At 64.1% G+C, this 23,200-nt stretch carries 20 protein-coding genes and 1 pseudogene; 11 read left to right on the plus strand and 10 right to left on the minus strand.

Going from position 1 to position 23,200, the window contains the following annotated elements; genetic code table 11:
• Positions 1 to 176: 176 nt before the first annotated feature.
• Both NFX52_RS16080 and NFX52_RS16085 read right to left on the minus strand, forming a co-directional pair.
• Entirely contained in the window at positions 177 to 437 is a 261-nt protein-coding gene (locus tag NFX52_RS16080) for a DUF5676 family membrane protein (protein WP_055394819.1), read from the minus strand.
• 10 nt (positions 438 to 447) lie between these two features.
• A complete protein-coding gene (locus NFX52_RS16085; RefSeq protein WP_055394817.1) occupies positions 448 to 882 on the minus strand; it encodes a hypothetical protein in 435 nt (144 codons plus the stop codon).
• Positions 883 to 1,425: 543 nt separating this feature from the next.
• On the opposite strand from NFX52_RS16085, the gene NFX52_RS16090 reads away from it, so the two are divergent.
• Positions 1,426 to 2,322, plus strand: a complete 897-nt coding sequence (locus NFX52_RS16090; protein ID WP_055394815.1) for an APC family permease — start codon at positions 1,426 to 1,428, stop codon at positions 2,320 to 2,322.
• A 10-nt stretch (positions 2,323 to 2,332) separates the two neighbouring features.
• Here NFX52_RS16090 and cueR read toward each other — a convergent pair whose 3' ends face one another.
• Positions 2,333 to 2,812 (minus strand): Cu(I)-responsive transcriptional regulator, encoded by a 480-nt coding sequence (gene cueR, locus NFX52_RS16095; RefSeq protein ID WP_055394813.1) that lies wholly within the window; start codon positions 2,810 to 2,812, stop codon positions 2,333 to 2,335.
• Positions 2,809 to 5,256, minus strand: coding sequence for a heavy metal translocating P-type ATPase (locus tag NFX52_RS16100; protein WP_082437300.1), 2,448 nt, complete (start codon positions 5,254 to 5,256; stop codon positions 2,809 to 2,811). The genes cueR and NFX52_RS16100 overlap by 4 nt, the downstream gene beginning before the upstream one ends.
• Before the next feature lie 168 nt (positions 5,257 to 5,424).
• Here NFX52_RS16100 and NFX52_RS16105 point away from each other — a divergent pair, with 168 nt between their 5' ends.
• A complete protein-coding gene (locus NFX52_RS16105; RefSeq protein WP_008905329.1) occupies positions 5,425 to 5,619 on the plus strand; it encodes a heavy-metal-associated domain-containing protein in 195 nt (64 codons plus the stop codon).
• A 105-nt stretch (positions 5,620 to 5,724) separates the two neighbouring features.
• Here NFX52_RS16105 and NFX52_RS31095 read toward each other — a convergent pair.
• The 3 genes and pseudogenes from NFX52_RS31095 to NFX52_RS16115 all read right to left on the minus strand — a co-directional run.
• A pseudogene (locus tag NFX52_RS31095) lies at positions 5,725 to 5,820 on the minus strand (DUF1010 domain-containing protein); the annotation flags it as partial.
• A gap of 165 nt (positions 5,821 to 5,985) precedes the next feature.
• On the minus strand, positions 5,986 to 8,364 hold the full coding sequence (locus tag NFX52_RS16110; RefSeq protein ID WP_082437299.1) for a heavy metal translocating P-type ATPase: 2,379 nt from the start codon (positions 8,362 to 8,364) through the stop codon (positions 5,986 to 5,988).
• 100 nt (positions 8,365 to 8,464) lie between these two features.
• A complete protein-coding gene (locus NFX52_RS16115; protein WP_082437298.1) occupies positions 8,465 to 9,406 on the minus strand; it encodes a YncE family protein in 942 nt (313 codons plus the stop codon).
• Positions 9,407 to 9,856: 450 nt separating this feature from the next.
• Here NFX52_RS16115 and NFX52_RS16120 point away from each other — a divergent pair, with 450 nt between their 5' ends.
• The 6 genes from NFX52_RS16120 to NFX52_RS16145 all read left to right on the plus strand — a co-directional run bounded on the left by NFX52_RS16120 (position 9,857) and on the right by NFX52_RS16145 (position 18,548).
• Entirely contained in the window at positions 9,857 to 12,286 is a 2,430-nt protein-coding gene (locus NFX52_RS16120) for a phosphoketolase family protein (protein ID WP_055394807.1), read from the plus strand.
• Positions 12,287 to 12,300: 14 nt separating this feature from the next.
• Complete coding sequence (locus NFX52_RS16125; protein WP_055394805.1) at positions 12,301 to 13,659, plus strand: MBL fold metallo-hydrolase; 1,359 nt, start codon at positions 12,301 to 12,303, stop codon at positions 13,657 to 13,659.
• Entirely contained in the window at positions 13,656 to 15,185 is a 1,530-nt protein-coding gene (locus tag NFX52_RS16130) for a thymidine phosphorylase family protein (protein ID WP_055394803.1), read from the plus strand. Before NFX52_RS16125 ends, NFX52_RS16130 begins: the two co-directional genes overlap by 4 nt.
• On the plus strand, positions 15,182 to 16,081 hold the full coding sequence (locus tag NFX52_RS16135) for a ribose-phosphate pyrophosphokinase (RefSeq protein WP_055394800.1): 900 nt from the start codon (positions 15,182 to 15,184) through the stop codon (positions 16,079 to 16,081). The genes NFX52_RS16130 and NFX52_RS16135 overlap by 4 nt, the downstream gene beginning before the upstream one ends.
• A gap of 253 nt (positions 16,082 to 16,334) precedes the next feature.
• A complete protein-coding gene (locus NFX52_RS16140; RefSeq protein WP_055394798.1) occupies positions 16,335 to 17,960 on the plus strand; it encodes a hypothetical protein in 1,626 nt (541 codons plus the stop codon).
• Positions 17,961 to 18,128: 168 nt separating this feature from the next.
• The gene (locus NFX52_RS16145; RefSeq protein WP_055394796.1) at positions 18,129 to 18,548 is read left to right on the plus strand and encodes a hypothetical protein; all 420 of its coding nucleotides are present in this window, start codon (positions 18,129 to 18,131) and stop codon (positions 18,546 to 18,548) included.
• A 47-nt stretch (positions 18,549 to 18,595) separates the two neighbouring features.
• Here the strand turns inward: NFX52_RS16145 and NFX52_RS16150 are convergent, their stop codons facing one another.
• Positions 18,596 to 19,870, minus strand: coding sequence for an MgtC/SapB family protein (locus NFX52_RS16150; protein WP_055394794.1), 1,275 nt, complete (start codon positions 19,868 to 19,870; stop codon positions 18,596 to 18,598).
• 230 nt (positions 19,871 to 20,100) lie between these two features.
• Between NFX52_RS16150 and NFX52_RS16155 the strand changes: the two genes are divergently transcribed.
• Together NFX52_RS16155 and NFX52_RS16160 are read left to right on the plus strand one after the other, a co-directional pair.
• Positions 20,101 to 20,760, plus strand: coding sequence for a DUF6629 family protein (locus NFX52_RS16155; protein WP_008905318.1), 660 nt, complete (start codon positions 20,101 to 20,103; stop codon positions 20,758 to 20,760).
• The gene (locus NFX52_RS16160) at positions 20,757 to 21,947 is read left to right on the plus strand and encodes an MFS transporter (protein WP_008905317.1); all 1,191 of its coding nucleotides are present in this window, start codon (positions 20,757 to 20,759) and stop codon (positions 21,945 to 21,947) included. Before NFX52_RS16155 ends, NFX52_RS16160 begins: the two co-directional genes overlap by 4 nt.
• A 22-nt stretch (positions 21,948 to 21,969) precedes the next feature.
• Here NFX52_RS16160 and NFX52_RS16165 read toward each other — a convergent pair whose 3' ends face one another.
• Together NFX52_RS16165 and merR are read right to left on the minus strand one after the other, a co-directional pair.
• Positions 21,970 to 22,275 carry a Rossmann-fold NAD(P)-binding domain-containing protein gene (locus NFX52_RS16165; protein ID WP_008905316.1) on the minus strand — a complete coding sequence of 102 codons (306 nt, stop codon included), beginning with the start codon at positions 22,273 to 22,275 and terminating at the stop codon, positions 21,970 to 21,972.
• Positions 22,276 to 22,311: 36 nt separating this feature from the next.
• Positions 22,312 to 22,767 (minus strand): mercury resistance transcriptional regulator MerR, encoded by a 456-nt coding sequence (gene merR, locus NFX52_RS16170; protein ID WP_055394792.1) that lies wholly within the window; start codon positions 22,765 to 22,767, stop codon positions 22,312 to 22,314.
• A 74-nt stretch (positions 22,768 to 22,841) separates the two neighbouring features.
• Between merR and merT the strand changes: the two genes are divergently transcribed.
• Positions 22,842 to 23,192: a mercuric ion transporter MerT gene (gene merT / locus NFX52_RS16175; RefSeq protein ID WP_008905314.1), complete on the plus strand. Its 351-nt coding sequence runs from the start codon at positions 22,842 to 22,844 to the stop codon at positions 23,190 to 23,192.
• The last annotated feature ends 8 nt before the right edge of the window (positions 23,193 to 23,200 follow it).

A 23,200-nucleotide genomic window follows, 5' to 3' on the forward strand; every position in this document is an offset into this window, starting at 1 on the left:
CAGTCAGAAGTGGACCATGCCGATTCGGGATTGGAAGGCAGCGCTGACCCGATTTACCATTCAGTTCGGAGACCGCATCTCCGTCAACTGAAGTCCGAACCGTTTACACAAAAATTCGGACACGCCCTTCGGTGGGGAATGGTGTTCAGTCATCTTTTTCTCCGAAAGGTTTACGGTCAACGCTCCAGTCGGTTGTGCAGCCAGCTGAAGAACATCCCGGCAAGCAGCGCCCACGTGCTCAGCACGAGCAGCGCCTTAAAAAACCCGAATAAGCTGAAGAGTCGGGGACTCACCATGGCAGTGAAGTCCATACCGTGGAACAAGTTGTTCATCAGATCCAGGAAGGTCGCTGGAACGAGTATCCACGCCACGGTACACAGCACATAGAAACCGCCTACCGTTGCCGCCAGGGCAACGCCGGTGCGCAGAGGTCTCATGGCGTTCTCCTTATTTCGCGGGCACAGGGGGCAACAGATCCATCATCATCTGCATGGAAGCGCCCATCATTTCCATGCGCTTTTCCATCATTTGATGGTGCGTGGACATGTCGCCTTTCATGGACTTCATTTCCCCCATTGGCATCCCATTCATCATGGTCATGCCGTCCTGCATCGTCTTCATGTGCTCTGCCATTAGGGCGCTGCGCTCTTCTGGCGTTTTCGCGGCCATCATCTTTTCGTGCATGTCACGCATGGCTTTAGTCTGGGCGTCCATCTGTGCCATGTTCGGTCCTGGCTTAACGGGCGCCTGTTTGGATGTGGGGGCGGGGGCGCCTCCGGCGGGATGATGACCGGTGTGCGGATCGGTCGGAGCCGCCGCCCATGCTGACGCGGCAAGGGTAGAAACTGCGAATGCGAGAGAAAAAAGGTGAACTCGGTTCATGGGAGACTCCAGTGTAAAATAGGTGACAGTGGGGCGCATTACCATGTTTCTCGGTCCTGCCCCCGGAACCGAAGATCAAACGCCGCAACGAGACTGCGGTCGAGCTAGCAGAGGCTAGAGCGCCCACCGCGAGTAGATACTTCGCTTGGGAGGGGCAGTCAGCGAAGGCTGAGTTTCAAAACCGCTCAGGTTGCGCGCCAACAGGATCGTACCCCCTGTCCAGATGACTCCGGCTAAAGGCGGGGAACCCGGATCGACAGAGTCCATCCCGCTACTGCTTTGCAAGGCCTGCGATCCGTCGTCGCAGGCTTTAAGGCACGGAGCTTTGGAGCTTTGTTCACTCTCATGCGCAGTCACCGGGGCTTGGGCTGTGATGTGAGAGCTCTCCGCGGCAGGCTCGTGCCCGCCGTGATCAGGCGATTCCAGCAGACAAGCATTTGCGAAGCCCGACGCCAGCACGAACAGCCACACGGCCAGCATCAAGGATGCGGCATTGCGGCTAGTGGTAGTTCGGAAGAGACACATGGAGGGTTTCTTCTTGCGATGGCGGCCCTGGTCCTGCGCGGCATCAAGGAGTCGATGTGGGTCAATGTCGCATTTACCCTGGTCGAAGCAGCCGGCCTGCTGATCGTCATTACCGTGGGCATCCCCTACTGGGGTTCTGTCGACCTGCTCGAGGTTCCGGATCTGCGAGGCGGCGACGCCACCGTCCTGCTCGTTATGCAAGGAGCGGTACTGACATTCTTCGCGTTCATCGGTTTCGAAGACACGCTGAACGTCGCCGAGGAGTGGCGCGACCCGCAGCGCACCATTCCCATTGCGCTGGTGACTGCGCTGGTCATCGGGGCGCTGATCTACGTAGGGGTGGCCGTTTCGGCAGTTTCTGTCGTGCCTTGGCGCGAATTTTCGAAGGCGCCCGGGCCTCTGACGGAGGTGATAGCGCGTGCCGCGCCAGCCATCGCGCCCTGGGTCTTTACCGTGGTGACGCTATTCGCCGTCGCCAACACGGCGCTAGTCAACTACGTCACGAGTTCCCGCTTGGTCTATGGTATGGCTCGGCAGGGACTTTTGCCGCGGGCGCTGGGCAATGTCCACCAGCGCACGAGTACTCCACACCTGGCGGCCATCATGCTGCTGGCGCTCCTGCTGCCGCTTGGAATGTTCGGCAGCATCGCGAACCTGGCCTCGGCCTCCGTGCTGCTGCTCCTGGTCGTCTTTGCCATCGTGAACGGGGCTCTGTTTATCCTTAAGGGGCGCCAGAGTGAGCCGGTCGGCCGGTTTGAAATTCCACGCTGGGTGCCAGCTTCGGGAACCGTCATATGCTTGGTACTGGTCGGCATCCGGGTGGCCAGCAGCGACTGGCACGCCCCCGCTTTGGCTGGCGGGCTCTTGGCGGGAATCCTGGTCCTGTATGCACTGCTGCGTTCGAAGTCGTATTAGCTACTACCGTTCACGCTGTTCTTTTCGCCGAGGTACTCAGTGCCTGCGGCTTCACCTTTGCCTTCGTCGTAGTTGGGGCGACGAAGCTTTCCAAATCTCCAAGGATTGGACAATCCGGGCGGTCATCGCCGTGGCAGCAGTGGATCAGGTGTCCCAACGTCTTGCGCATGGACTCCATCTCCGTGATCTTGCGGTCGAGCTCCGCAAGGTGTGCGGATGCCACCTTCTTCACGCTTGCGCTTGACCGCCTGCGGTCCTGCCAGAGGTTCAACAACTCGCCGATTACGGGGATCGAAAAGCCCAAGTCCCGTGAGCGCTTGATGAAGCGCAGCGTGTGAACCTCAGACTCGCCATACACGCGATAGCCCGACTCGGTGCGGTGGACCTTTAGCAGCAGACCCAGCGACTCGTAGTGACGCACCATCTTAGGCGTTACCCCCGCCTTCTCGGCGGCTTCCCCGATGTTCATTCCATCACCGATCGTTTTCATGCGGACCTTCCTTTCCACTGGCGCAGGGTTAATGCATTGGCGACCACGCTCACTGAGGAGAACGCCATCGCGGCTCCGGCGAGCATGGGGTTGAGCAGTCCGAACGCTGCGAGAGGGATTCCAACCACGTTGTAGACGAAAGCCCAAAACAGGCCTTGGCGAATCTTCGCGTAAGTCTTGCGCGAGATTTCGATTGCGTCGCCCACCAAGCGCGGATCGCCACGCATCAAGGTGACTCCGGCCGCATGCATGGCGACCTCGGTCCCGCTGGACATCGAGAAGCCCACATCGGCCGCCGCCAATGCAGGTGCGTCGTTGATGCCGTCGCCCACCATCGCCACGGCCAGCCCGCTCGCTTTGAGCTCGGAGACGACCCGCGCTTTGTCCGCCGGCAGAACTTCGGCGCGAACCTCGTCGATGCCCAGCTCCTGGGCCGCGACGCGCGCGGCGCCTTTGTTGTCGCCTGTGACCATGACGACTCTGACGCCTTGCTCCCGCAGGCTCGCGACCGCCTCCTTGGCGGTGGCCTTCGCTGCATCGCCAAACGCCAGCAGGCCGACGAGCCGCGCGGGCTGAGCGCCTTCGGCCAACCACGACACGGTTCGGCCCTCGTCTTCGAACTCCTGGGCTCGCGAGGTCAGCGGGGAGAGGTCGACGCCTAGCTCCTGCATCCAGCGGGAGCTCCCAAGGCTGAGAGCTTGCCCCTTCACCTTGGCCGCCATGCCACGGCCCGCGACGGACTGAGCGTCCTGCGCTGGAGCGATGCTGACCAAGTTCTCCTTAGCCGCGTCCAGGACGGCGCGGGCCAGAGGGTGCTCACTCGCCGCTTGCACGCTCGCGGCCAGGCGCAGAAGGCCCGCGTGGTCGCCGTCGGCAGCTTCAAATGCCACCAGGCGCGGCTTGCCTTCGGTAAGGGTGCCAGTCTTATCGAACGCGACGATCTTTACGTTGTGGGCGACTTCCAAGGCCTCCGCATCCTTGATCAGGATGCCTCGGCGGGCGGCCACTCCTGTGCCGGCCATGATGGCGGTGGGCGTGGCAAGCCCCAGTGCGCACGGGCAGGCGATGACCAGAACGGCGACGGCGTTGAGGATCGCGCGCTCCCAGTCACCTGTGGCCAAGCCCCAGGCGATGAGGGTGATGACGGCGATTACCAGTACAACCGGGACGAAGACCTCACTCACCTGGTCGACCAGGCGCTGGATGGGCGCCTTCTTGGCTTGGGCCGACTCGACCATCCGCGCGATGCGCGACAGAGTGGACTCTGCGCCGACTGCGGTGGCGCTGGCCGTGAACAGCCCCTCCGCGTTCACTGAGCCCCCGACGACCTTCGCGCCGGGCACCTTCGCCACCGGTAGGCTCTCGCCCGTAATGAGCGACTCGTCCACGTGCGTGGATCCTTCCAGGATATCACCGTCAACGGGCACGCGCTCGCCGGGGCGAACCACCACAACGTCGCCGACTTTCACCTGGGCGGCTGGAACCTCAACATCGGTGTCGCCGCGACGCACTCGAGCGGTATCAGGGCGCAGCGCATTAAGAGCCCGAATGGCCTCGGTGGTCTGGCGCTTGGCGCGGCCTTCCAGCCACTTGCCAAGTAGAACCAGGGTGATCACAACCGCGGAGGCCTCGAAGTAGAGGTGAGGCGCCTCGCCGTGACCCTCGTGGCCGATTCCAACGATGAGCAGGTAGAGAGAGAGGCCATAGCCGGCCGACGTGCCCAGCGCGACAAGCAGGTCCATGTTGCCCGCTCGCGCCTTCACGGCCTTCCATGCGGAGCGGTAGAAGCGGGCGCCTAGCCAGAACTGTACGGGAGTGGCAAGCGCCAACTGCCACCACCCGGGGAGAGCCCAGTCAACGTTGAACAGCATGGCGAGCATGGGTAGCACGAGGGGAAGCGAGAGGGCGGCGGCCACAGCGACCGGCCACCAATCTGGCCAACTCGCCTTTGCAGTTTGCGAGGCTCCATCGGTTTCCTGGGGAAGCTTCGCAGCGTATCCCGCCTTCTCGACGGCGGCCACGAGCCTGGGTAGCACTTCGTCGGCGCGGCCCACGAACCGGACTTCCGCTTTCTCTGTCGCGAGGTTCACTTCTGCGGCAGTCACTTCCGGGAGCTTGCGCAGCGCCTTCTCGACACGCGAGACGCAGGAGGCGCAAGTCATTCCCTCGATAGACAGGCTCGCCTCATCGTTGCGCACGGAATAGCCCGCCTTCTCCACCGCGGCGCGAAGCGTGGCGAGGTCGACCTGGCTTGATGCCGAGATGCTCGCGCTCTCGGTCGCCAGGTTCACGCTGGCGCGCTCGACGCCGGGAATTTTGGCCAGCGCCTTCTCAACGCGGGACACGCAAGAGGCGCAGGTCATGCCCTCAATCGGCAACTCGATGCCCAGCTTCTGTAAGTTTAGGTTCGCCAGGCTCGCTGGCATCGTCGTCGTGGTCTGCATGGTTGGCTCCTAGCGTCTGAAATCCAAGCGCTGGTTTGCATGATCAACCTTACTATCATGGCAAGGTCAAGCCCCTCCGACAAGAAAATTTTTAACCACTTCTATTGAGTCTGACACGGTGACAGGCTTGACGATGCTGCCTTCAGCCACTTTTTTGAGGAACTTGCCATGATCGAATTGAATCTCCCGGACATGAGCTGCGGACACTGCGCCAGTACCGTTATGAAGACGTGCAAGCTCGTCGATCCGGTCGCCAAGATCGAGGTCGATTTGCATTCGAGGCTGGTCAAGATCGAATCGGCGGAAGACCGGCAGGACTTCGCCGACGCGCTGGGGGAAGCCGGCTACCCGCCAGCCCAGTGACACGGGCGCCTTGGTGATGCACCTGGGCATCTGCCGCCCTTTCCGATAAGAAGGAGGGGAGGCGAGTAGAAGAAAGAGGGATGGAGGGTCATATCGAGCAAAGTAAGCGGCTGGCCGCATGCCTGCCCGCTTGTCTGCCGGGGTAGACCCAAAAGCCAAACTAGCCAGCTGCCCGAGCACGACAACGGGCGCTGACCACGAAAAGGCACCGCGCTACGCAGGCAGTGCGATGTTGACAAATTGATAGCTGCTAGCGCTTGCTGGATAAGCGCTGGAGGCTAAAAAGAATTGAAACTGTCAACAGGTACTCATCCCGACGTAGCTCGCGGTATTCCACCCACTGGCTCCTCACTTCGACTCCTCGCGTCAGCCTTTCCGTCGAAGGCGCAACGCGTTGAACACCACAGAAGCCGAACTCAGGCTCATTGCCAGTGCGGCAATCAAGGGTGACAGAAGCCAGCCGGTCAGCGGATAGAGAACGCCGGCCGCCACCGGCACGCCCATCGCGTTGTAGAGGAAGGCGAACAGCAGGTTCTGCTTCATGTTGGCGACCGTGTCCTGCGAGAGCCGACGCGCGATCGAGATGCCGCGCAGGTCGCCCTTTACCAGCGTCACCTGCGCGCTGTTCATGGCGACGTCGGTGCCGGTGCCCATCGCGATGCCGACGTCGGCCTTCGCCAGCGCCGGCGCATCGTTGATGCCGTCGCCGGCCATACCGACGACCCTGCCTTCGGCCTGTAACCGCTCAACGAGCGTCAGCTTGTCTGCCGGCTTGACCTCGCCGTGCACTTCGTCGATGCCGAGCCGCTTGGCAACAGCTCGGGCCGTTGTGACACCGTCCCCCGTGGCCATGATCACGCGAATGCCGGCGGCGTGCAGCGCCTGCAGCGCCTCCGGCGTGCTCGCTTTTACAGGGTCAGAAACCGCCAGCAAGCCAGCGAAACGGCCGTCCACCGCGAGATACATGACGCTGGCCCCTTGCCCCCGCAGGTCTTCGGACTCGCGTCTCAGGCTGCTGCTGTCGATGCCGGCCTGCTCCATCAGAGCCGTGTTGCCGAGCCTCAAGGACTGACCTTCGACGCGGCCAGTCACGCCGATGCCGGAGCCTGACTCGAAGTCAGTCACAGCCGAGAGCGTTAGACCCTGCTCCAATGCTGCCTGCACGATCGCTGCGGCCAGTGGATGTTCGCTGCCTTGATCCAGGCTGGCGGCCAGGCGCAGCACGTCTGCGTCGCTAAAGCCTGCGGCTGCTATCGCCTTCTCGAAGGTTGGGCGTCCTTCCGTGAGGGTGCCCGTCTTGTCCACGATCAGCGTGTCGATCTTGCGGAAGTTCTCGATCGCCGCTGCGTCGCGGAACAGCACGCCTTGGGTCGCTCCGCGGCCGGTGGCGACCATGATGGACATCGGAGTGGCCAGGCCGAGGGCGCAAGGGCAGGCGATGATCAGCACCGCAACGGCATTGATGAACCCGTAGACCCAGCTCGGTTGCGGCCCGAAAAAGCCCCAGACAATCAGCGTCGTCACTGCAATGGCGATGACACCGAGCACGAAGTAACCCGCCACCAGGTCGGCCATGCGCTGCATGGGTGCGCGCGAGCGCTGCGCCTGGGCCACCAGCTGTACGATTTGCGACAGCACGGTGGCCGAGCCCACCTTCTCCGCGCGCAGCGTCAGGGCTCCGGCCGTGTTCAGGGTGGCGCCGATCAGCTTGTCGCCCGGCCGTTTCGATACGGGCATGGGTTCGCCTGTCAGCATGGATTCGTCCACCGAGCTGCTGCCATCTACCACCACGCCGTCCACCGGCACCTTCTCGCCGGGCCGCACGCGCAGCAGGTCGCCGATGTGCACGTTCGAAAGCGGGACATCCTCCTCCGTGCCGTCGGGACGAATGACGCGTGCCGTCTTGGGTGCCAGGCCCAGCAGCGACTTGATCGCCGCCGAAGTCTGCGAGCGCGCCTTCAGCTCCAGCATCTGTCCGAGCAGCGTGAGCGAGATGATCACGGCGGCCGCTTCGTAGTACACGGCCACGCGCCCCATGTCGGTGAACTCCGGCGGGAACACGCCGGGGGCCACGGTGGCGACCAGGCTGTAGAGGAACGCGGCTCCTGTGCCCAGCCCGATCAGCGTCCACATGTTGGGGCTGCGGTTGACAACGGATTGCCAGCCGCGCACGAAGAAGGGCAAGCCCCCCCACAGCACGATGGGCAGGGAAAGGACCAGTTCGATCCAGCTTTGCGTGGCCATGTCGAACCAGCCCGCGCGGTGGCCGACCATGGCCAGCACGGTGACGATGACCGTGGGGGGGAGCGTCCACCAGAAACGGCGGGAAAAGTCCTTCAGCTCCGGGTTGTCGTCGTCCTCCAGGCTGGGCATGAGCGGCTCGAGCCCCATGCCGCAGATCGGGCAGCTGCCCGGATGATCCTGGCGGATCTGGGGGTGCATCGGGCAGGTGTAGATTGTTCCCTCAGCGGCGGGCGGGGAATCAGGCACTGGTACGCTGCCGGGCCCCGCGGCAATGTAGCTCGCAGGTCCCGCATCGAACTTGCCCTTGCACCTGGCGCTGCAGAAGTAGTACTTCTCGCCCCCATGGTGGGAGTGGTGGGCCGAATTCGCCGTTACCCCCATGCCGCACACGGGGTCCTTCAGTGCGGTACCTGCCGCGTGGGCCGGGCCGTGCTGGTGATGAGCGTGATCGTGCGCATGATCTTCGCCAGGCCGTCCGGGCAAAGTACTTTCCTTCTGCATCGCGTGCTCCTTTGTTGGGCTTTCTGTGTGCCGCGGTCATCCCCGCCGGCGCGCCCGCGCACCATCAGGCCAGCAGCAGGCGCGCGGTCTCATAATGATGCTACTCGAGGTATGTGACTCCGTTCGGCCCAGCGCCCACGCGGTGCGTCGCCACCACTTTATTGCTGGTCGTGTCAATGATCGACAGCGTCCCCGCTTCAATATTAGTGACGAACACATAGCGTCCGTCCTTGCTGATGGCGACACCATGGGCGCCCTTGTCGGTCTTGATGGTCGCAACGACCTTGCCAGCCTGCGGGTCGACCACAGACACAGTATCCGCCGGCTTGCTGGCGCTGCCCTGGTTCGCTACGTAGACGTTGCGCGTGTCTGGCGTGGCGTACATCTGGATGGGGGTGGAGCCCACCGGGACCTTCTTCAACAGGCGGCCTTTGGCGGTGTCGATGATGCCCAGGCTGTTCTCCGCGCTCAGCGAGACAAAGGCCATCGTCCCGTCGGTCGAGAAGCCGACCTGTACCGGCCCTTTGCCTACAGGAATTCTTGCTGTTTCCTTGAGCGTGCCAACGTCGATGACGGAGACTGTCCCGCCGCGCATGTTCGCTACGTAAAGATCCTTGCCGTTGGGGCTCAGTCGCAATCCATGCGGGTACTTGTCGGTGGGTATTTGGCCGACGCTGCGCTTGCTCGCCAGGTCGATCACGTGGATGACGTTCGACCCGGAGTCGGAAACGAACGCGCGCCCTCCGCTGGCGTCGGTCACCACATGGGCGGGATGATCGCCCGCGTCAATGAGTACAGGGTCACTGGCACCGGAGGTCTCCATTACTAGCAGTTTTCCCTTGGAGGTTGCTCCTGCGGCACCATGTCCGTCATGACTGGACACGCCTACTGCCAGCAGGCGCTTGCCGTCCGGGCTGACCTGCACGTTGTGCGGCGTTATCTCAACCTTAGTTGTTTGCTTGACCCCGGTTTCCAGCTGTACTCGGGTGATCGAGCCGTCGCGCTCGTTGGCGGTGTAGACGATTCCCGTGGGCGCGCTCATGGCGGACGCTGCAGCTAAGGCAAGACCGACGCCCAATAGAGGCCTGAGCAGTGAAACTCGAACGTTGATTGGCGAACGCATTTTGAGTCCTTTAAAGTATGTAGTGGGAAGGGCACTTGCTAGCGGGAAGCATATTTACTGCCCCGCGCGGCTGGATTACAAATCTGTCATCTACAGCCCTGCATCGGATTCCGTTTGATGTAGATCAAGTGGATGGGGGTTTACGCCATTAATCTGCACTGACAGCACCAACGAAAGACGGATTCATGATTATTCCGATCGCGAGCAACACGCCGGCGGGCGCTCGCGCAGGGAGCAAACAGCCATGCTCACCCAGATCGGCGAGGAGGATCAACGCTGTACGTACGCCTCGTTTCCTGCCCATGAGTCTTCGCGCACCGGGTGCGCCGACAACGGCCTTGACTGTTAAACGAAAGGAAAACGACGCATATGCATGATGCCCACCAGAAACACCTGACCACGCACCGAGCCCGCCTCCACCGCGAGGCCGACGCGGACTTCGCGCAGTGGGCCGCCGGATACGGTGTGATCCAGCACTCACCACAGACACAGTTGCGCATCTTCGAGCTGGCGCAGCTGCTGGTGGCGCAGGGCAGGGCTGCTTCGCCAGCGGACGTTTATCGCCTCCTGCGCGCCGCAGACCACGTCGCATCGGCGGCCATGTGGCTGACAGTGCACATGACCTACGCCCAGCGGGTGCGGTGGGACGGTGCCGCTCTGCAACCCGACGAGTACAAGCAAACGCCTGAGGGTCATACCGGGGGGTCGCTCAACATGGTGCCTGCCTACGCCGGCTACCTGGCGGCGAACTCGTTGACCGGCCATACGCGGGGCTGGATCATGGGGCAGGGCCACAGCGTCGCAGGCGTCGAGGCGGTCAACCTGCTGGTGGGCAACATGCTGCCAATCCAGGCGCAGCGATACGACTTGAGCGATTCCGGCCTGACGCGTTTCGTCGGCGATTTCTATTCCTATTCCATCGGGCCCGATGGGCGGCCGGAATCCCCGCTTGGCAGTCATGTCAACGCCAATACAGCCGGTGGCATCTCCGAGGGCGGCTATCTCGGGTTCGCCGAGCTGCAGTACGTCCACATCCCGCTGCCGGGCGAGCGGCTGGTGGCCTTCCTGAGCGACGGCGCTTTCGAGGAGCAACGGGGCAGCGACTGGGCGCCCCGCTGGTGGCGCGCCGAGGACAGCGGCCATGTGGCGCCGATCATGATCCTCAATGGTCGCCGCATCGAGCAGCGCAGTACCCTGCAGCAGCAAGGCGGCGTGCAATGGCTGAAAGACCACCTGCGCCTGAACGGCTTCGACCCGATCGAGATCGATGGCACCGACCCGGCCGCTTTCGCCTGGGCGATCTTCACCATGGAGGATCGACTCGATGCCTGCACCGAGGCCATTCGGGCGGGTACCGGCGGCTACCCGGTACCGTTGCACTACACCATTGCGGAAGCCCCGAAAGGCTACGGCTTTCCCGGCGCGGGTTCCAACGATGCGCACAACCTTCCGCTCGGTGCCAACCCCCGCGTTGACGCTGGGGCTCGCGCGCTCTTCGAAGAAGGGGCGAGGGCGCTGTGGGTTTCACGCGAAGACCTAACCTCCGCCGCAGCGGTTCTCAATCGGCATGATAAGCAGCGCCGGGTGCGCGAACGGGATCACGCCTTCGCCACACGCACCGTGCAAGTCCCGTCTCTTCCAACTCTTGCGTCGCTCGCGCCCGGTGAGCGCGAATGCTCGCCGATGGAGGGGATCGACCAGGCGTTCACGGCGCTGGTGGCCGCCAATCCGCAACTGCGGGTGCGGGTTGGCAACCCGGACGAGCTGCGCAGCAACCGCATGGGCCGCACGCTCGATCTGCTCAAGCACCGCGTTGTGACGCCGGAGCAGGGCGTGGCCGAGTCAATCAGCGGCTCCGTGGTCACTGCCCTCAACGAGGAGGCCGTGGTCAGTGCGGCCCTCGCCAACAAGGGCGGACTGAACCTGGTCGTGTCGTACGAAGCGTTCGCCGCCAAGATGCTGGGCGCTCTGCGCCAGGAGATCCTGTTCGCGCGCCAGCTTGCGGACGCAGGGCGTCCACCCGGCTGGCTGTCGGTGGTGACGGTGGCTACTTCCCACACGTGGGAAAACGGCAAGAACGAGCAGTCACACCAGGATCCTTCGTTCGGCGAGACGCTGCAGGGCGAGATGAGCGACGTCTCCCGTGTCCTGTACCCGCCCGACTGGAACACGGCACAGGCGGCCTTGCAAGCCGCGTACCAGACGCACGGCCAGTTCTGGACGATGGTAGTGCCGAAGAGGTCCTTGCCGGTCTGGTTCTCAGCGCAAGAAGCTGCGCGTTTGGTGCGTGATGGCGCCCTGTGCATCCGACCCGCACACGAGGCGCGAATTCTGTTCACTGCTGTCGGTGCTTACCAGCTGGGTGAGGCTCTCAAGGCCGCCGAAAGGCTGAAGCAGCGTGGCGTCGAGGCAGCGGTGAACTACATCGTCGAGCCCGGGCGTTTCCGCGTCGGTCGGGACGCCCGCGAGGCTGCGCACCAGAGTGCAGCGACCGACGCACTTTTCCCTGCGACGCAGGATGTGCGCATCTTCCTCACGCATACACGTCCGGAAGCTCTGGTTGGCTTACTGCGTCCCCTTGACACCGGTGCGCAAACGACTCGCGTGCTCGGGTACGTGAGCCGCGGCGGGACGCTGGACGTTGCAGGCATGCTATTCGCGAACCGCACGACGTGGGCCCACGCGGTTTGCGCCGCATCTGAAGCGGCTGGTCTCGAAGTGGAACGACTGCTCGACGCGCCGGAATTGCAGGCTGTCCGAGGCGGCGGGGATCCCCGCATCATCATGAGTTCGTACTGATCGAAAGGAACAATATGCGAATTACTTTCCTGGGTGCCGCGGGCACCGTCACCGGATCGAAATACCTGCTGGAGCACGGCGGCAAGCGCGTGCTGGTCGACTGCGGGCTGTTCCAGGGCCTCAAGCAGCTGCGGCTGCGCAACTGGGATGTCTTCCCGCTTCAGCCTGAGACGATCGATGCCGTCGTGCTCACCCACGCGCACATCGACCATAGTGGCTACCTGCCCGCGCTGGCGCGCCAGGGGTTCAGCGGCCCTGTGTTTTGCACCGAAGCGACGCGCGACCTCTGCGCGTTGCTGCTACCGGATTCGGGGCACCTGCAGGAGGAAGATGCGCTTTATGCCAATCGTCGCGGTTTCTCGAAGCACAGTCCGGCCCTGCCGCTTTACACGGAACAGGACGCGCGTAAGACCCTGCGCCTGTTCCAGCCTCAGCAGTTTGACGCCGAGTTCGAGCCGGTCGAGGGGCTGCGAATGCGTTTTTCGCTCGCCGGCCACATCCTTGGTGCCGCCAGCGTTCATGTGCAGTGGGGTTCAGGGTCGTTGCTGTTTTCGGGCGACCTTGGGCGCGACGAGGACGTTGTCATGCGGCCGCCGCAGGCACCGCCTGCGGCGGACTACGTCGTCATGGAATCGACCTATGGCGACCGATCGCATGAGAAGGAAGATCCCGCTACTGCTTTTGCAGAGGTGATCAACCGCACTGCAGCGCGCGGAGGAGTGGTCATCGTCCCCGCCTTTGCGGTTGGACGAGCGCAGTCACTCATGTACGTGCTCGCCACCCTGAAGCGCGAAGGCCGCATTCCAGACCTGCCGGCCTTCCTTAATAGCCCGATGGCCGCCGATACGACGGAGCTGTACCACAAACACCGTTCGCAGCACCGGCTGACGCCCGACCAGTGCCGGATGATGTGCACCGCAGCCAAGGTGGTGAACTCTGTGGAGGAGTCGCGCAAGCTGAACGATATGCGCTATCCCGCCGTCATCATTTCGGCAAGCGGCATGGCCACCGGCGGGCGCGTGGTGCACCACCTGAAGGCGATGGCACCGAATCCTCGCAACACCATCCTGCTGGCCGGCTACCAAGCTGCTGGGACACGTGGCGCGGCGCTCGTGGGCGGCGCAAAGCAGATCAAGATTCACGGCGACTACGTTCCCGTGCGCGCGGAAGTCGCTAGCCTCGGTGCCTTGTCCGCACATGCCGACCGGGAGGAGCTGCTGCGCTGGGTGGGACGGATGCCGCAGCCGCCCAAGCGGGTGTTTGTCACCCACGGCGAGTCTGTCGCTGCCGACAGCTTGCGCATCGCCATCCAGGAACAGCATGGCTGGGCATGCACTGTCCCGGAGCATATGCAAGCCGTGGAGCTGGGATGAACGCGCTGGCTGCCCATCTGCCGGATGCCGCGGGGCTGATCGCACGCCGCGCGGGGATCCTCACGTACCAATCGCCGGTTGTCTACATGCGGGTCGACTGCGAAATCTGCCGTTCGGAAGGGTTCGAGGCCCAGACGCGCGTGGAGATCGAATGGAAAGGTCGAACGGTCATCGCCACTGTGCACCACGTGGCCGCTGACTGGCTAGGCCACGGAGAGGCTGGCTTGTCGGAGCCTGCCTGGCGGGTTCTCGGCCTTTCAGGGGGCGAAATGCTCGCCATCCGCCATCCCCCGGTACTCGAATCCGAGCGGCATATTCGCGGCAAGACCTATGGTGCGTCGTTGGACTATGAAAAGCTCAAAACCATCATGCACGATGTGGCGGCTGGCCGGTTGTCCGACCTGCACCTGGCGTCCTTTGTCACGGCCACGGCGGGTGGCCGAATGTCGCACGAGGAGACGGTCGCCCTGACCCGCGCCATGATCGATGTCGGCGAGCGGCTGCACTGGCCTTTCTCGCCGGTGATGGACAAGCATTGCGTCGGAGGGTTGCCGGGCAACCGGACGACGCCGCTGGTGGTGGCCATCGTTACCGCCTGCGGTCTGGTCATGCCTAAGACGTCATCCCGGGCGATTACCTCTCCGGCGGGTACCGCGGACACCATGGAGACCCTGGCGCCAGTCAACCTGGATCTGCAGGCCATGCGCCGGGTGGTCGAGAAGGTCGGCGGTTGCATCGTCTGGGGAGGCTCCGTGCAGCTGAGCCCGGCAGACGACGTGTTAATCCGTGTGTCGCGTCCGCTGGACCTGGATGGCACCGCGCAACTGGTCGCCTCTGTGTTGTCAAAAAAGGCAGCGGCGGGGTCGGAGCGCGTGCTGATCGATATTCCGGTCGGCCCGACAGCCAAGGTCCGATCCGAAGAAGCGGCGGATGAACTCGGCGGCCTCCTGGAGCATGTCGGCGAGGCGGTAGGCTTGCAACTGCGTGTCGTCCGCACCGACGGTACGCAGCCTGTCGGTCGAGGCGTCGGTCCCGCTCTCGAGGCGCGGGATGTCCTCGCCGTCCTGCAAAGGGACTCTGCGGCCCCTGCGGATCTCCGCGAGCGGGCGTTGCTGCTCGCCGGGCACCTTCTGGAGATAGGCGGAAAAGCCGGCCCCGGTGCAGGCTATGCGCTTGCGCAACAGGCGTTGGACAGCGGGCAGGCCTGGACCCAGTTTGTTGCCATCTGCGAGGCGCAGGGTGGCCTTCGCCAGCCGCCCGTGGCGCCGCACGTGCGACCGTACCTTGCCGGTGCAGCGGGCGTGGTGACCGCCGTCGACAACCGGAAGCTGGCGATGGTTGCCAAGCTGGCAGGAGCGCCAGGGGCGCCGGCCGCAGGCATCACGCTGGAAGTGAAGCTCGGGGATCGGATCGCGCGCGGCCAGCCGCTGTTCCACGTGCATGCCCAGACCACCGGAGAGCTGGAGTACGCGCAGGCCTATGCAAACCGCCAGCAGGGGCTGGTCACCATCGAGGAAATAGCATGACCATGATCATCCTTCCCGCACCTGGCGCCGAGCAAGCCGCGGCCGACCTCGCGGTGCACCTGCAGGCCCCGGTCGGCCGAGTGGAGGCGCGTCACTTCCCCGACGGCGAGTCCTACCTTCGGCTGCACGATGATCTATCCGGAAAAGATGTTGTGGTCGTGGCATCCCTGCGCGACCCGGATCCGCAGGCGCTGCGCCTGTGGTACCTGGCGCAGACCGCGCGTGAACTGGGCGCCAGTCGGGTCGGTATCGTTACTCCCTACCTGCCCTACATGCGCCAGGACAAGCGCTTCCAGCCAGGCGAGGCCGTAACTTCCGTCACCTTCGCGCGCTTCTTGTCGCAGGCGTTCGACTGGCTGGTGACGGTCGATCCGCACCTGCATCGCCGCGCCTCTCTCGACGAGGTGTACTCGATTCCGGCCGAGAACGTGGCCAGTGCACCCGCGATCGCACGCTGGGTGGCCGCCCACGTCCCAGAGCCGGTGGTCGTTGGCCCGGATTCAGAAAGCGAGCAGTGGGCCAGCGACGTCGCTGCTCGCGTCGGCTGTCCATTCATTGTTCTGTCCAAGCGAAGGCTCGGTGACCGTAGTGTCGAAATCAGCGTTCCCCAGGTCGAGACATACGCAGGCCGCCGTCCTGTGCTGATCGACGACATCATCTCCAGTGCACGCACGATGGCAGTGGCTGTGCGGCAGGTGCGATCGGTGTTCAAGAACGATCCAGTGTGCATCGGCGTGCATGCGGTGTTCGCCCCGGATGCAATGCAGCTGCTTGAGGACGCCGGCGCGGCCAGCGTGGTGACCTGCAATACGCTGCCGCACCCGAGCAACGGCATCGACGTAATGGGCGAAGTGGCCCACGCCGTTCGTGCGCGAGTGGGCAACGTGTCGGGATAGCCGGATCAAGACTCTTATTTCAGCCTGCACCGGTCAATTCATCATGCGCGTGGCGCGCATCGCAAGCCCAGGCTGTTTCTTCGTGACGAGTTGGGCTTGGCTGCACGGGGGCTGATGGCTTGGGGGAGCTTGCGGTGCCGCTGACGGCGACCGTCTAGTCGCTCTGGACACCTGGCGCGAACTGCGAGCGTGGGACGAGCTCAATATTGAGGCGTTCTACCCATTTCATCGACTGCTTAGACCCTCTTTCTCAATGCACCACACATCAAACTGCGAACTGACCCCCTTCGAGCGGCTCAACCGCGATTGCTTCTGCCTGAGCCTGGATCCAGCGGCGCTGGCGGCCGCGCTCGATGCTGAACTCGGTTCCCCGAGCTTGTCGCAGCTGGTGAGGGAGCGATGCCCCTACCTGTTTGCCGCGCAACCAGTCTTTGTGGCGCGGCCCCCGCTGGATCGAATGGCGCACGTCGTGCGAGCCATTGAGGCGGTAGTGGCACTCCCGGCGTACCGGGAACAGGTTCTGGCGGATGCCCCAGCCATTGCGCACATTGGCGCAGGTGGCGCGCAGGGTGTGTTCTTCGGCTATGACTTCCATCTGGATCAGGACCGTCTCGGCCTGATCGAAATCAACACGAACGCGGGTGGCGCGATGCTGAATGCGGTGCTGGCTCGCGCTCAGCGCAGCTGCTGCCAGGCTGTACAGGCAATGGCGCCCGACGGCGCCAGCGTCACAACGTTCGAACAGCGGCTGGTGGATATGTTTCGCCGTGAATGGCGACTGGCGGGCAACTCTCGGCCGCTGGCCTCAATCGCGATCGTGGACGAGGCACCGCAGCAGCAATACCTGTATCCAGAATTCCTGCTATTTCGACAGTTGTTCGAGCGCCATGGACTGCAGGCCGTCATTGCCGATCCGTCCGAACTGGCATGCCGCCACGGCAGGCTCTGGCACGGCGAGCTGGCCATCGACGTGGTTTACAACCGAGTCACGGATTTCTATCTGGATCTGCCTGCGAACGCCGTGTTGCGGCAGGCGTGGCAAGAGCAGGCGGCAGTTCTCACGCCCCATCCCCAGGCACACGCGCTCTACGCCGACAAACGCCGTCTGGCGTTGTTCAGTGACGAAGCTGCGCTGCGGGCCTTGGGCGTTGCCGATGACGACCGGCAGGTGCTGCTGGCGAACGTGCCGCGCACCGAAGTGGTCGATGCAGCGCATGGCGACCGGCTGTGGGCGGCGCGCCGGAGCCTGTTCTTCAAGCCAGCGGCGGGCTTCGGTAGCCGCGCTGCGTACCGGGGCGACAAGGTCACGCGTCGAGTCTGGGAGGAGATCATGGCGGGAGCCTATGTGGCACAGGCCTTTGTGCCTCCCGGCGAGCGCGTCATTCCGAACGAGGGAGGATCACAGTCTATGAAGTTCGATTTGCGCGCCTATGCCTATGCGGGAGGCGTGCAGTGGGTCGCGGCACGCGTGTACCAAGGGCAAACCACGAACTTCCGCCAGCCGGGCAGCGGGTTTGCTCCCGTTTACACCACCGTGGATGCATCCGGCCGCGGAATGGGCGAAGCGGAGGGCGAATATGCCTCCTACGTGTTCCTGCTGGACGCGGAGAGCGAGGTGCACGCCTTGCCGCATGTGCTGTATGTGGCGCTCGCCCGGGGTCAGGCCTTGGCACCGATGTTGGCGGGCCGGACGCTGCGCCTGGCGGACTGGTATGTCCGGCTCCAGGCCGGCGGGGAACCGGGGGCGGTGGTCAACGAGACCTATGGGCTCGTTCGCTTCGACGGCGAGGGGCGCTTCAATTTGGAGGTTGCCCCAGGGGACACCGCGTGGCCGACTCCTGCGGAGCGTAGACGGATGCAGGAACTGCTGCTGTCGTGAGCAGGCATCGAACGGCGCCCCAAAATAACCGAGCGGAGTTGAAGCCGCTTGACCTTCCCACGGTGGTAAGCCCGAATATGTCGTTTCGGGGGGCGGGCACAGCTGCTGCTCACAAGCCAGCCAAGAATATTTTTCGCAGTATACAAACCGTAATCCAAGGAGCTTTCCATGACTTCCGCCAACATCCTCGCCGTTGCCCTGTTCACATTCTCCGCAAGTGCGTTCGCCCAAGCCACCCTGTCACACGGTGGTCCCGAGCCCCAGCCCAGGCAGCTGCAGGAGTCGGCGGTTTCCGAGCCGCATCAGCACCGCTACGTATATATCGGTAGGGACCGCATCAAGACCCACCTCGACCGCCCGGCCGATAGCTCGGGCTCGCCCGACCTGCAACCGCAAGATCAAGCGTCCCCGGCCGAATCGAAGGAATACGAGTACGTGACGATTGGGCGGGACCGGACCAGGGTCCGTGTGCCCCGTCGGGCTGAGCGGTCTGGCCGCAACGCTGAGGCGATGGGTATCTCGGGAGAAACGCCTGCGCCAGGCGCGCCGCTTACCCGCGATGAGGACCTGAAGGGCGGCCCGAACTAAGCGGCCAAGCAGCAACCATAGTGGCGCAGCCGTTCGGGGAATAGTGGTCAGCGCGCCTGGAAAGCTGCCGCCGCCAAGCCGACAAGAGCTACCACCACATAGCCCGCCGCCACGCGGACACCCACCGCGCGGCCGGCAATGGTCCAGGCGAGGGTCGCCTTGGTGAGCATGTTGGCAGAGACGGCAAGTAGGATGGCGATGGCAGTAGTGGCAGCCGGGAGGTCGCCCTGCGCCAGCATCTGCACGCTGGAAACCAGAATGGCATCCACGTCAGCCAGACCGGAGACGAATGCGACGGCGTACATGCCGGCTGTGCCAAGGGCCTCGCGCGCGGCCCGGGCAGCCACGGCTACCACGCCGAGCACGACGCCGAATCCGAGCGCCGTGGGCAGGTCGAAGAGGCGGCGCGAGGCCTGCTGTGTGGCCGGGCCGCTGGCTTGCCGGCGGCGCCATTGCCATCCCGCAAAGAGGAACGCCGCCGCGGCGAGCAGCACCAGGAACAGGCCCATGCGAGGCGCGAGGCTGGGCTGCAGGACGGCGACGACCACGGCCATACGCAGGAACATCACGCCGCAGGCGGCGACGATCGCCGCCGCCACGGGCACATGCCAGCCTGGTTGGTTCCTTGCGGTTCGAGCAAGCGCCAGCGTCGCAGCGGTGGAAGACGCAAGGCCGCCCAGCAGTCCCGTCCAGAGCAGCCCCTGTTGCTCCCCCCTGAGCCGCACCGCCACGTGGCCCAGTAGCGACAGCCCCGCGATCAGGATCACTGCGAACCACAGCTGGTAGGGGTTAAGCGCGGCGTAGGGCCCATAGCCCCGGTCCGGGAGCAGCGGCAGCACCACTGCGGTGAGCACGCCCATTTGCAGGAGGGCATTAAGTTCGGCCGGCTGGATCAGGCGCAGCCAGCGGTGCAGCACTGGTTTCAGATCGAGCAGCAACGCGACGACCACGGCCGCCCCTACGGCGAGAATGGCCTGACCGCTTGCGGCCAAAGCGCCCAGACAGAAGGTGGCCATTGCTGCGACAGCTGTCGTGATGCTGAGGGTGCCGGCGGCCTCCGATGCACGCCGGAAAGAGACTGCGAACAGCAGGACGATGCCGATCAGGCCGGCGGCAAGGAGGAGACCGGGAGTGGAGGAGAGCAGTGCGAGAAGTCCGCCCAGCAAGCCGATGAGGGCGAATGTGCGCAGCCCGGCGACGCGACCACCCTCGGGCAAATCGCGGTCACGCCAGCCGCGCTCCAGCCCCACCAGCAGACCCACGCCGAGCGCGCCGCCCAACGCTTGTGCGGCGCTTCCAAGTTTGATGAGATCCGGGTTCATTGATGGTGAAGTGTCGACTGTCTTTGTCCAGATTGCGCCGCACTGTCGGTTAACGTCACGAGAGCAGGACTCAAGCACTGCAATTATCATCGCGCGCAGCCCCTCGTTCGGCCACGCACGCCGGGCCCCGCTTGTAAAAACAATTTGGATCTAGGGACCACTTGGCGTGGCTGACCCAGATCGTTGGCATGGTGCGCAGCCGCCCCACGATTTCACGGAGTTCCTGATCGATGTGCTTTTCGGCGACCGCCAGCCTGACAGCCGGCACTTTCCTTATGGGCGTGGGCATAGTGACCACGCACATGGCCCGCACCGGTGGAGAGCGGGCTTACGCAGCGATCCCACTGCTGTTTGCTATCCAGCAGCTTACCGAAGGCGTGGTCTGGCTCAGCTTCGGCTGGGGCATTGACGCGGTGACAGCGGCGGCGACGCAGCTGTATTCCTTCTTCTCGCACGTGCTCTGGCCCGTGTACGTGCCTGTTGCGGCATGGCTGATCGAGCCTGACCGCAACCGCCGACGCTTCCTGGCCGCCGTCTGCCTCGCCGGGCTCGGGGTCGGGGCATATCTGCTGTACGCGATGTTTGCCTACCCCATCGTCGCCACCCCGGTTGGAGGCCACATCGACTACGCATCCCCGCATTTCTACATCGCAGCCTCCATGGGCCTTTATCTGACGGCGACGACCGTAAGCCTGATTCTTTCAAGCCACCGCTGGGTCAGACTGTTCGGGGTGCTTTGCCTAGGGTCGGCCGTAGCGGCGTACGCCTTCTACGCCCACTGGTTCATCTCCGTCTGGTGCTTCTTCGCGGCGGCAATGAGCATCGTTGTTGCACTGCACCTGATCGCCGCGCGAGGCGAAACCTCGGCCTTGGTGGAGAACGCTCGATGACTGTTCGCCGTCCAGCGGCGGCTTCCGCGCGCCAGTTCAGCGATATTCACTTCGTGCTGCTGCTTGTCGCAGGGCTCGCCGTGTCCATGTCGTATGGCGTGACCTTGCCGGTGCTTCCGGAGCTGGTGCCGCGGGTGCGGGGTGGCGGTGCCGACGTGGCCGCCCGCCACACCGGGTGGCTGACTGGCGCCTACACCGTGGCGTTGTTCGCGTGCTCGCCGGTTTGGGGCGCCGTATCCGACTTTCTGGATCGCCGTTGGGTGATTGCCATCGGACTCGCCGGCTCCGCCATCGCCTTGTCACTCCTCGGTACGGTCAGTTCACTTGCAGGTGTCTACGCCGCGCGCATCGGCGCCGGGCTGGTCGCGGCCGCCGTGATGCCGGCAGTGCTAGCCTATGTGGCGGAGACAACGGCACCGGAGCGCCGCCAGCGCCGCTTCGCCTGGGTGGCCTCGGCCACGGCGCTCGGCTTCCTGCTCGGGCCCGTGGCTGGCAGCGCAGCGTCTGCGCTCGGCAACCGGGTTTCAGGGCTTGACCTGGTGGCATCCGTGTGCCTGCTGGCCGCAGTGCTGGCCGCCCGCCTGCCACGAGTACAGGGTGCTGAGGACGCCGCAGGGTTGGGGCCGGCCATCGCGAATTCGAGTGTGTCCTTGGGCCGGATGCGCCGGGCGCTCCTGTTGACCGCAGCAGTGGTGTTCGGAATCACGGTAGCCGAAGTCGGCCTGACACTCCAGGGCGGCCCTGTGGGGCCTTACTTTGCCTTGTGCAGCGTGCTCATGGTCGCAATGCAACTGGTAGGCTACCCAGTGCTGGAACGCTGGATCGGCGAGCACAGGCTCGTGTGGATTTCCCTTGCAGTGATGGCGGTCGGTGTGGGCCTGCTGTCCTGGCGGGCGCCTTGGAGTCCCGCCGTCGCTTTCGTATTGGCGGCCAGTGCCCTCGGTGTGCTGATCCCCGCACTCGCCGTCAGGATTTCCTCCGCAGCAGGGCTTCGACAGGGGCGCGCGATGGGCAGGCAGGCTGCAGCCGGCAACCTGGGTCAGGCAGGCGGTGCCGCGCTGACCGGAGTCCTGTTCTCCGCGGTGGCACCCGCGCCCTTCCTGCTGGCTGGAGCCATGCTTGCCGTCGGCGCCGTAATCGCTTGGGCGAAGCCCGAAGGCGTGGACGGCAGTTCCTCGGCAGGCTGAGGCGAGGCAGCCGCCGAACGGCTCAAGCCATTCCTGCGGCCTGCATGGCGGCACGGATCAAGGTGGCCGCGGACCAGACCACGACTTCGCTGCCGCCATGCTCGCCGAGCACGTAGGTATGGACGTTCCTCGCGACGACGCCGCAGTGCCGCCGACAGTTCGGACCGCAGCCGCGCCGAGTCGAACGGTGCCGGAGCCCATCACTTGGCCCGGAGGCAGGCCCGGACACGTTCAGGGCGAAGAACGTGAGTGCATCCACCGGGTTGGGGCCGGCTAGCAGAAGGCCGCCGGGGTTCACGTGCAGGGCGGCTTCCACCAGCGGGCGCATGATCGGGTCGTCTCAGAATTCGGAAAACGAAGCACGCTAAGGCGCAGTCACCCCGTGACCACCCCGCACTGACATCGCGAGGTTCGTTCCGTCTTGCAGTGACGCAATCAACGGGCAGGAAACGTTGCCGTTTCGCGCATGGCATGCACACACCAAGTCAGACAGCACGGCCTCCATGCGCGCCAGGTCAGCCATTTTCTCGCGCACGTTCTTGAGCTTGTGCTCGGCCAGACTGCTGGCTTCCTCGCAATGGGTCCCATCCTCCAGCCGCAGCAGCTCGGCGATTTCATCCAGACTGAAACCCAGCCGCTGGGCTGATTTCACGAACCGCACGCGCGTTACATCCGCCTCACCATAGCGGCGGATGCTGCCATAGGGCTTGTCGGGCTCCGGCAACAAGCCCTTCCGCTGATAGAAGCGGATGGTCTCCACGTTGACCCCGGCAGCCTTGGCAAAAACGCCGATAGTCAGACACTCCAAATTGTTTGCCATTTCGCTTGACTCCGTACATGACTACGGACCTAAGGTTACGCCCTATCCCATTCAATTCGAAAAGGACAAGACGCATGTCTGAGCCACAAAACGCGCGCGGCGCGCTCTTCGCTGGAGGGCTGGCCGCCAGCCTCGCCTCTGCTTGTTGCCTCGGACCGCTGGTTCTGGTCGCCTTGGGATTTAGCGGGGCATGGATCGGCAACCTAACAGTGCTGGAGCCGTATCGCCCGTTTTTCATCGGCGCAGCGTTGGTGGCGCTGTTCTTCGCTTGGCAGCGCATCTACCGCCCGGCGCAAGCCTGCACACCGGGTGAGGTCTGCGCGATTCCCCAAGTGCGAGCTACTTACAAGCTCATTTTCTGGATCGTGGCCGCGCTGGTCCTGGTCGCGATGGGATTTCCGTACGTCATGCCATTTTTCTATTAATCACAGGA

It is taken from the genome of Acidovorax facilis (assembly GCF_023913775.1).
Lineage (GTDB): Bacteria > Pseudomonadota > Gammaproteobacteria > Burkholderiales > Burkholderiaceae_C > Acidovorax > Acidovorax facilis.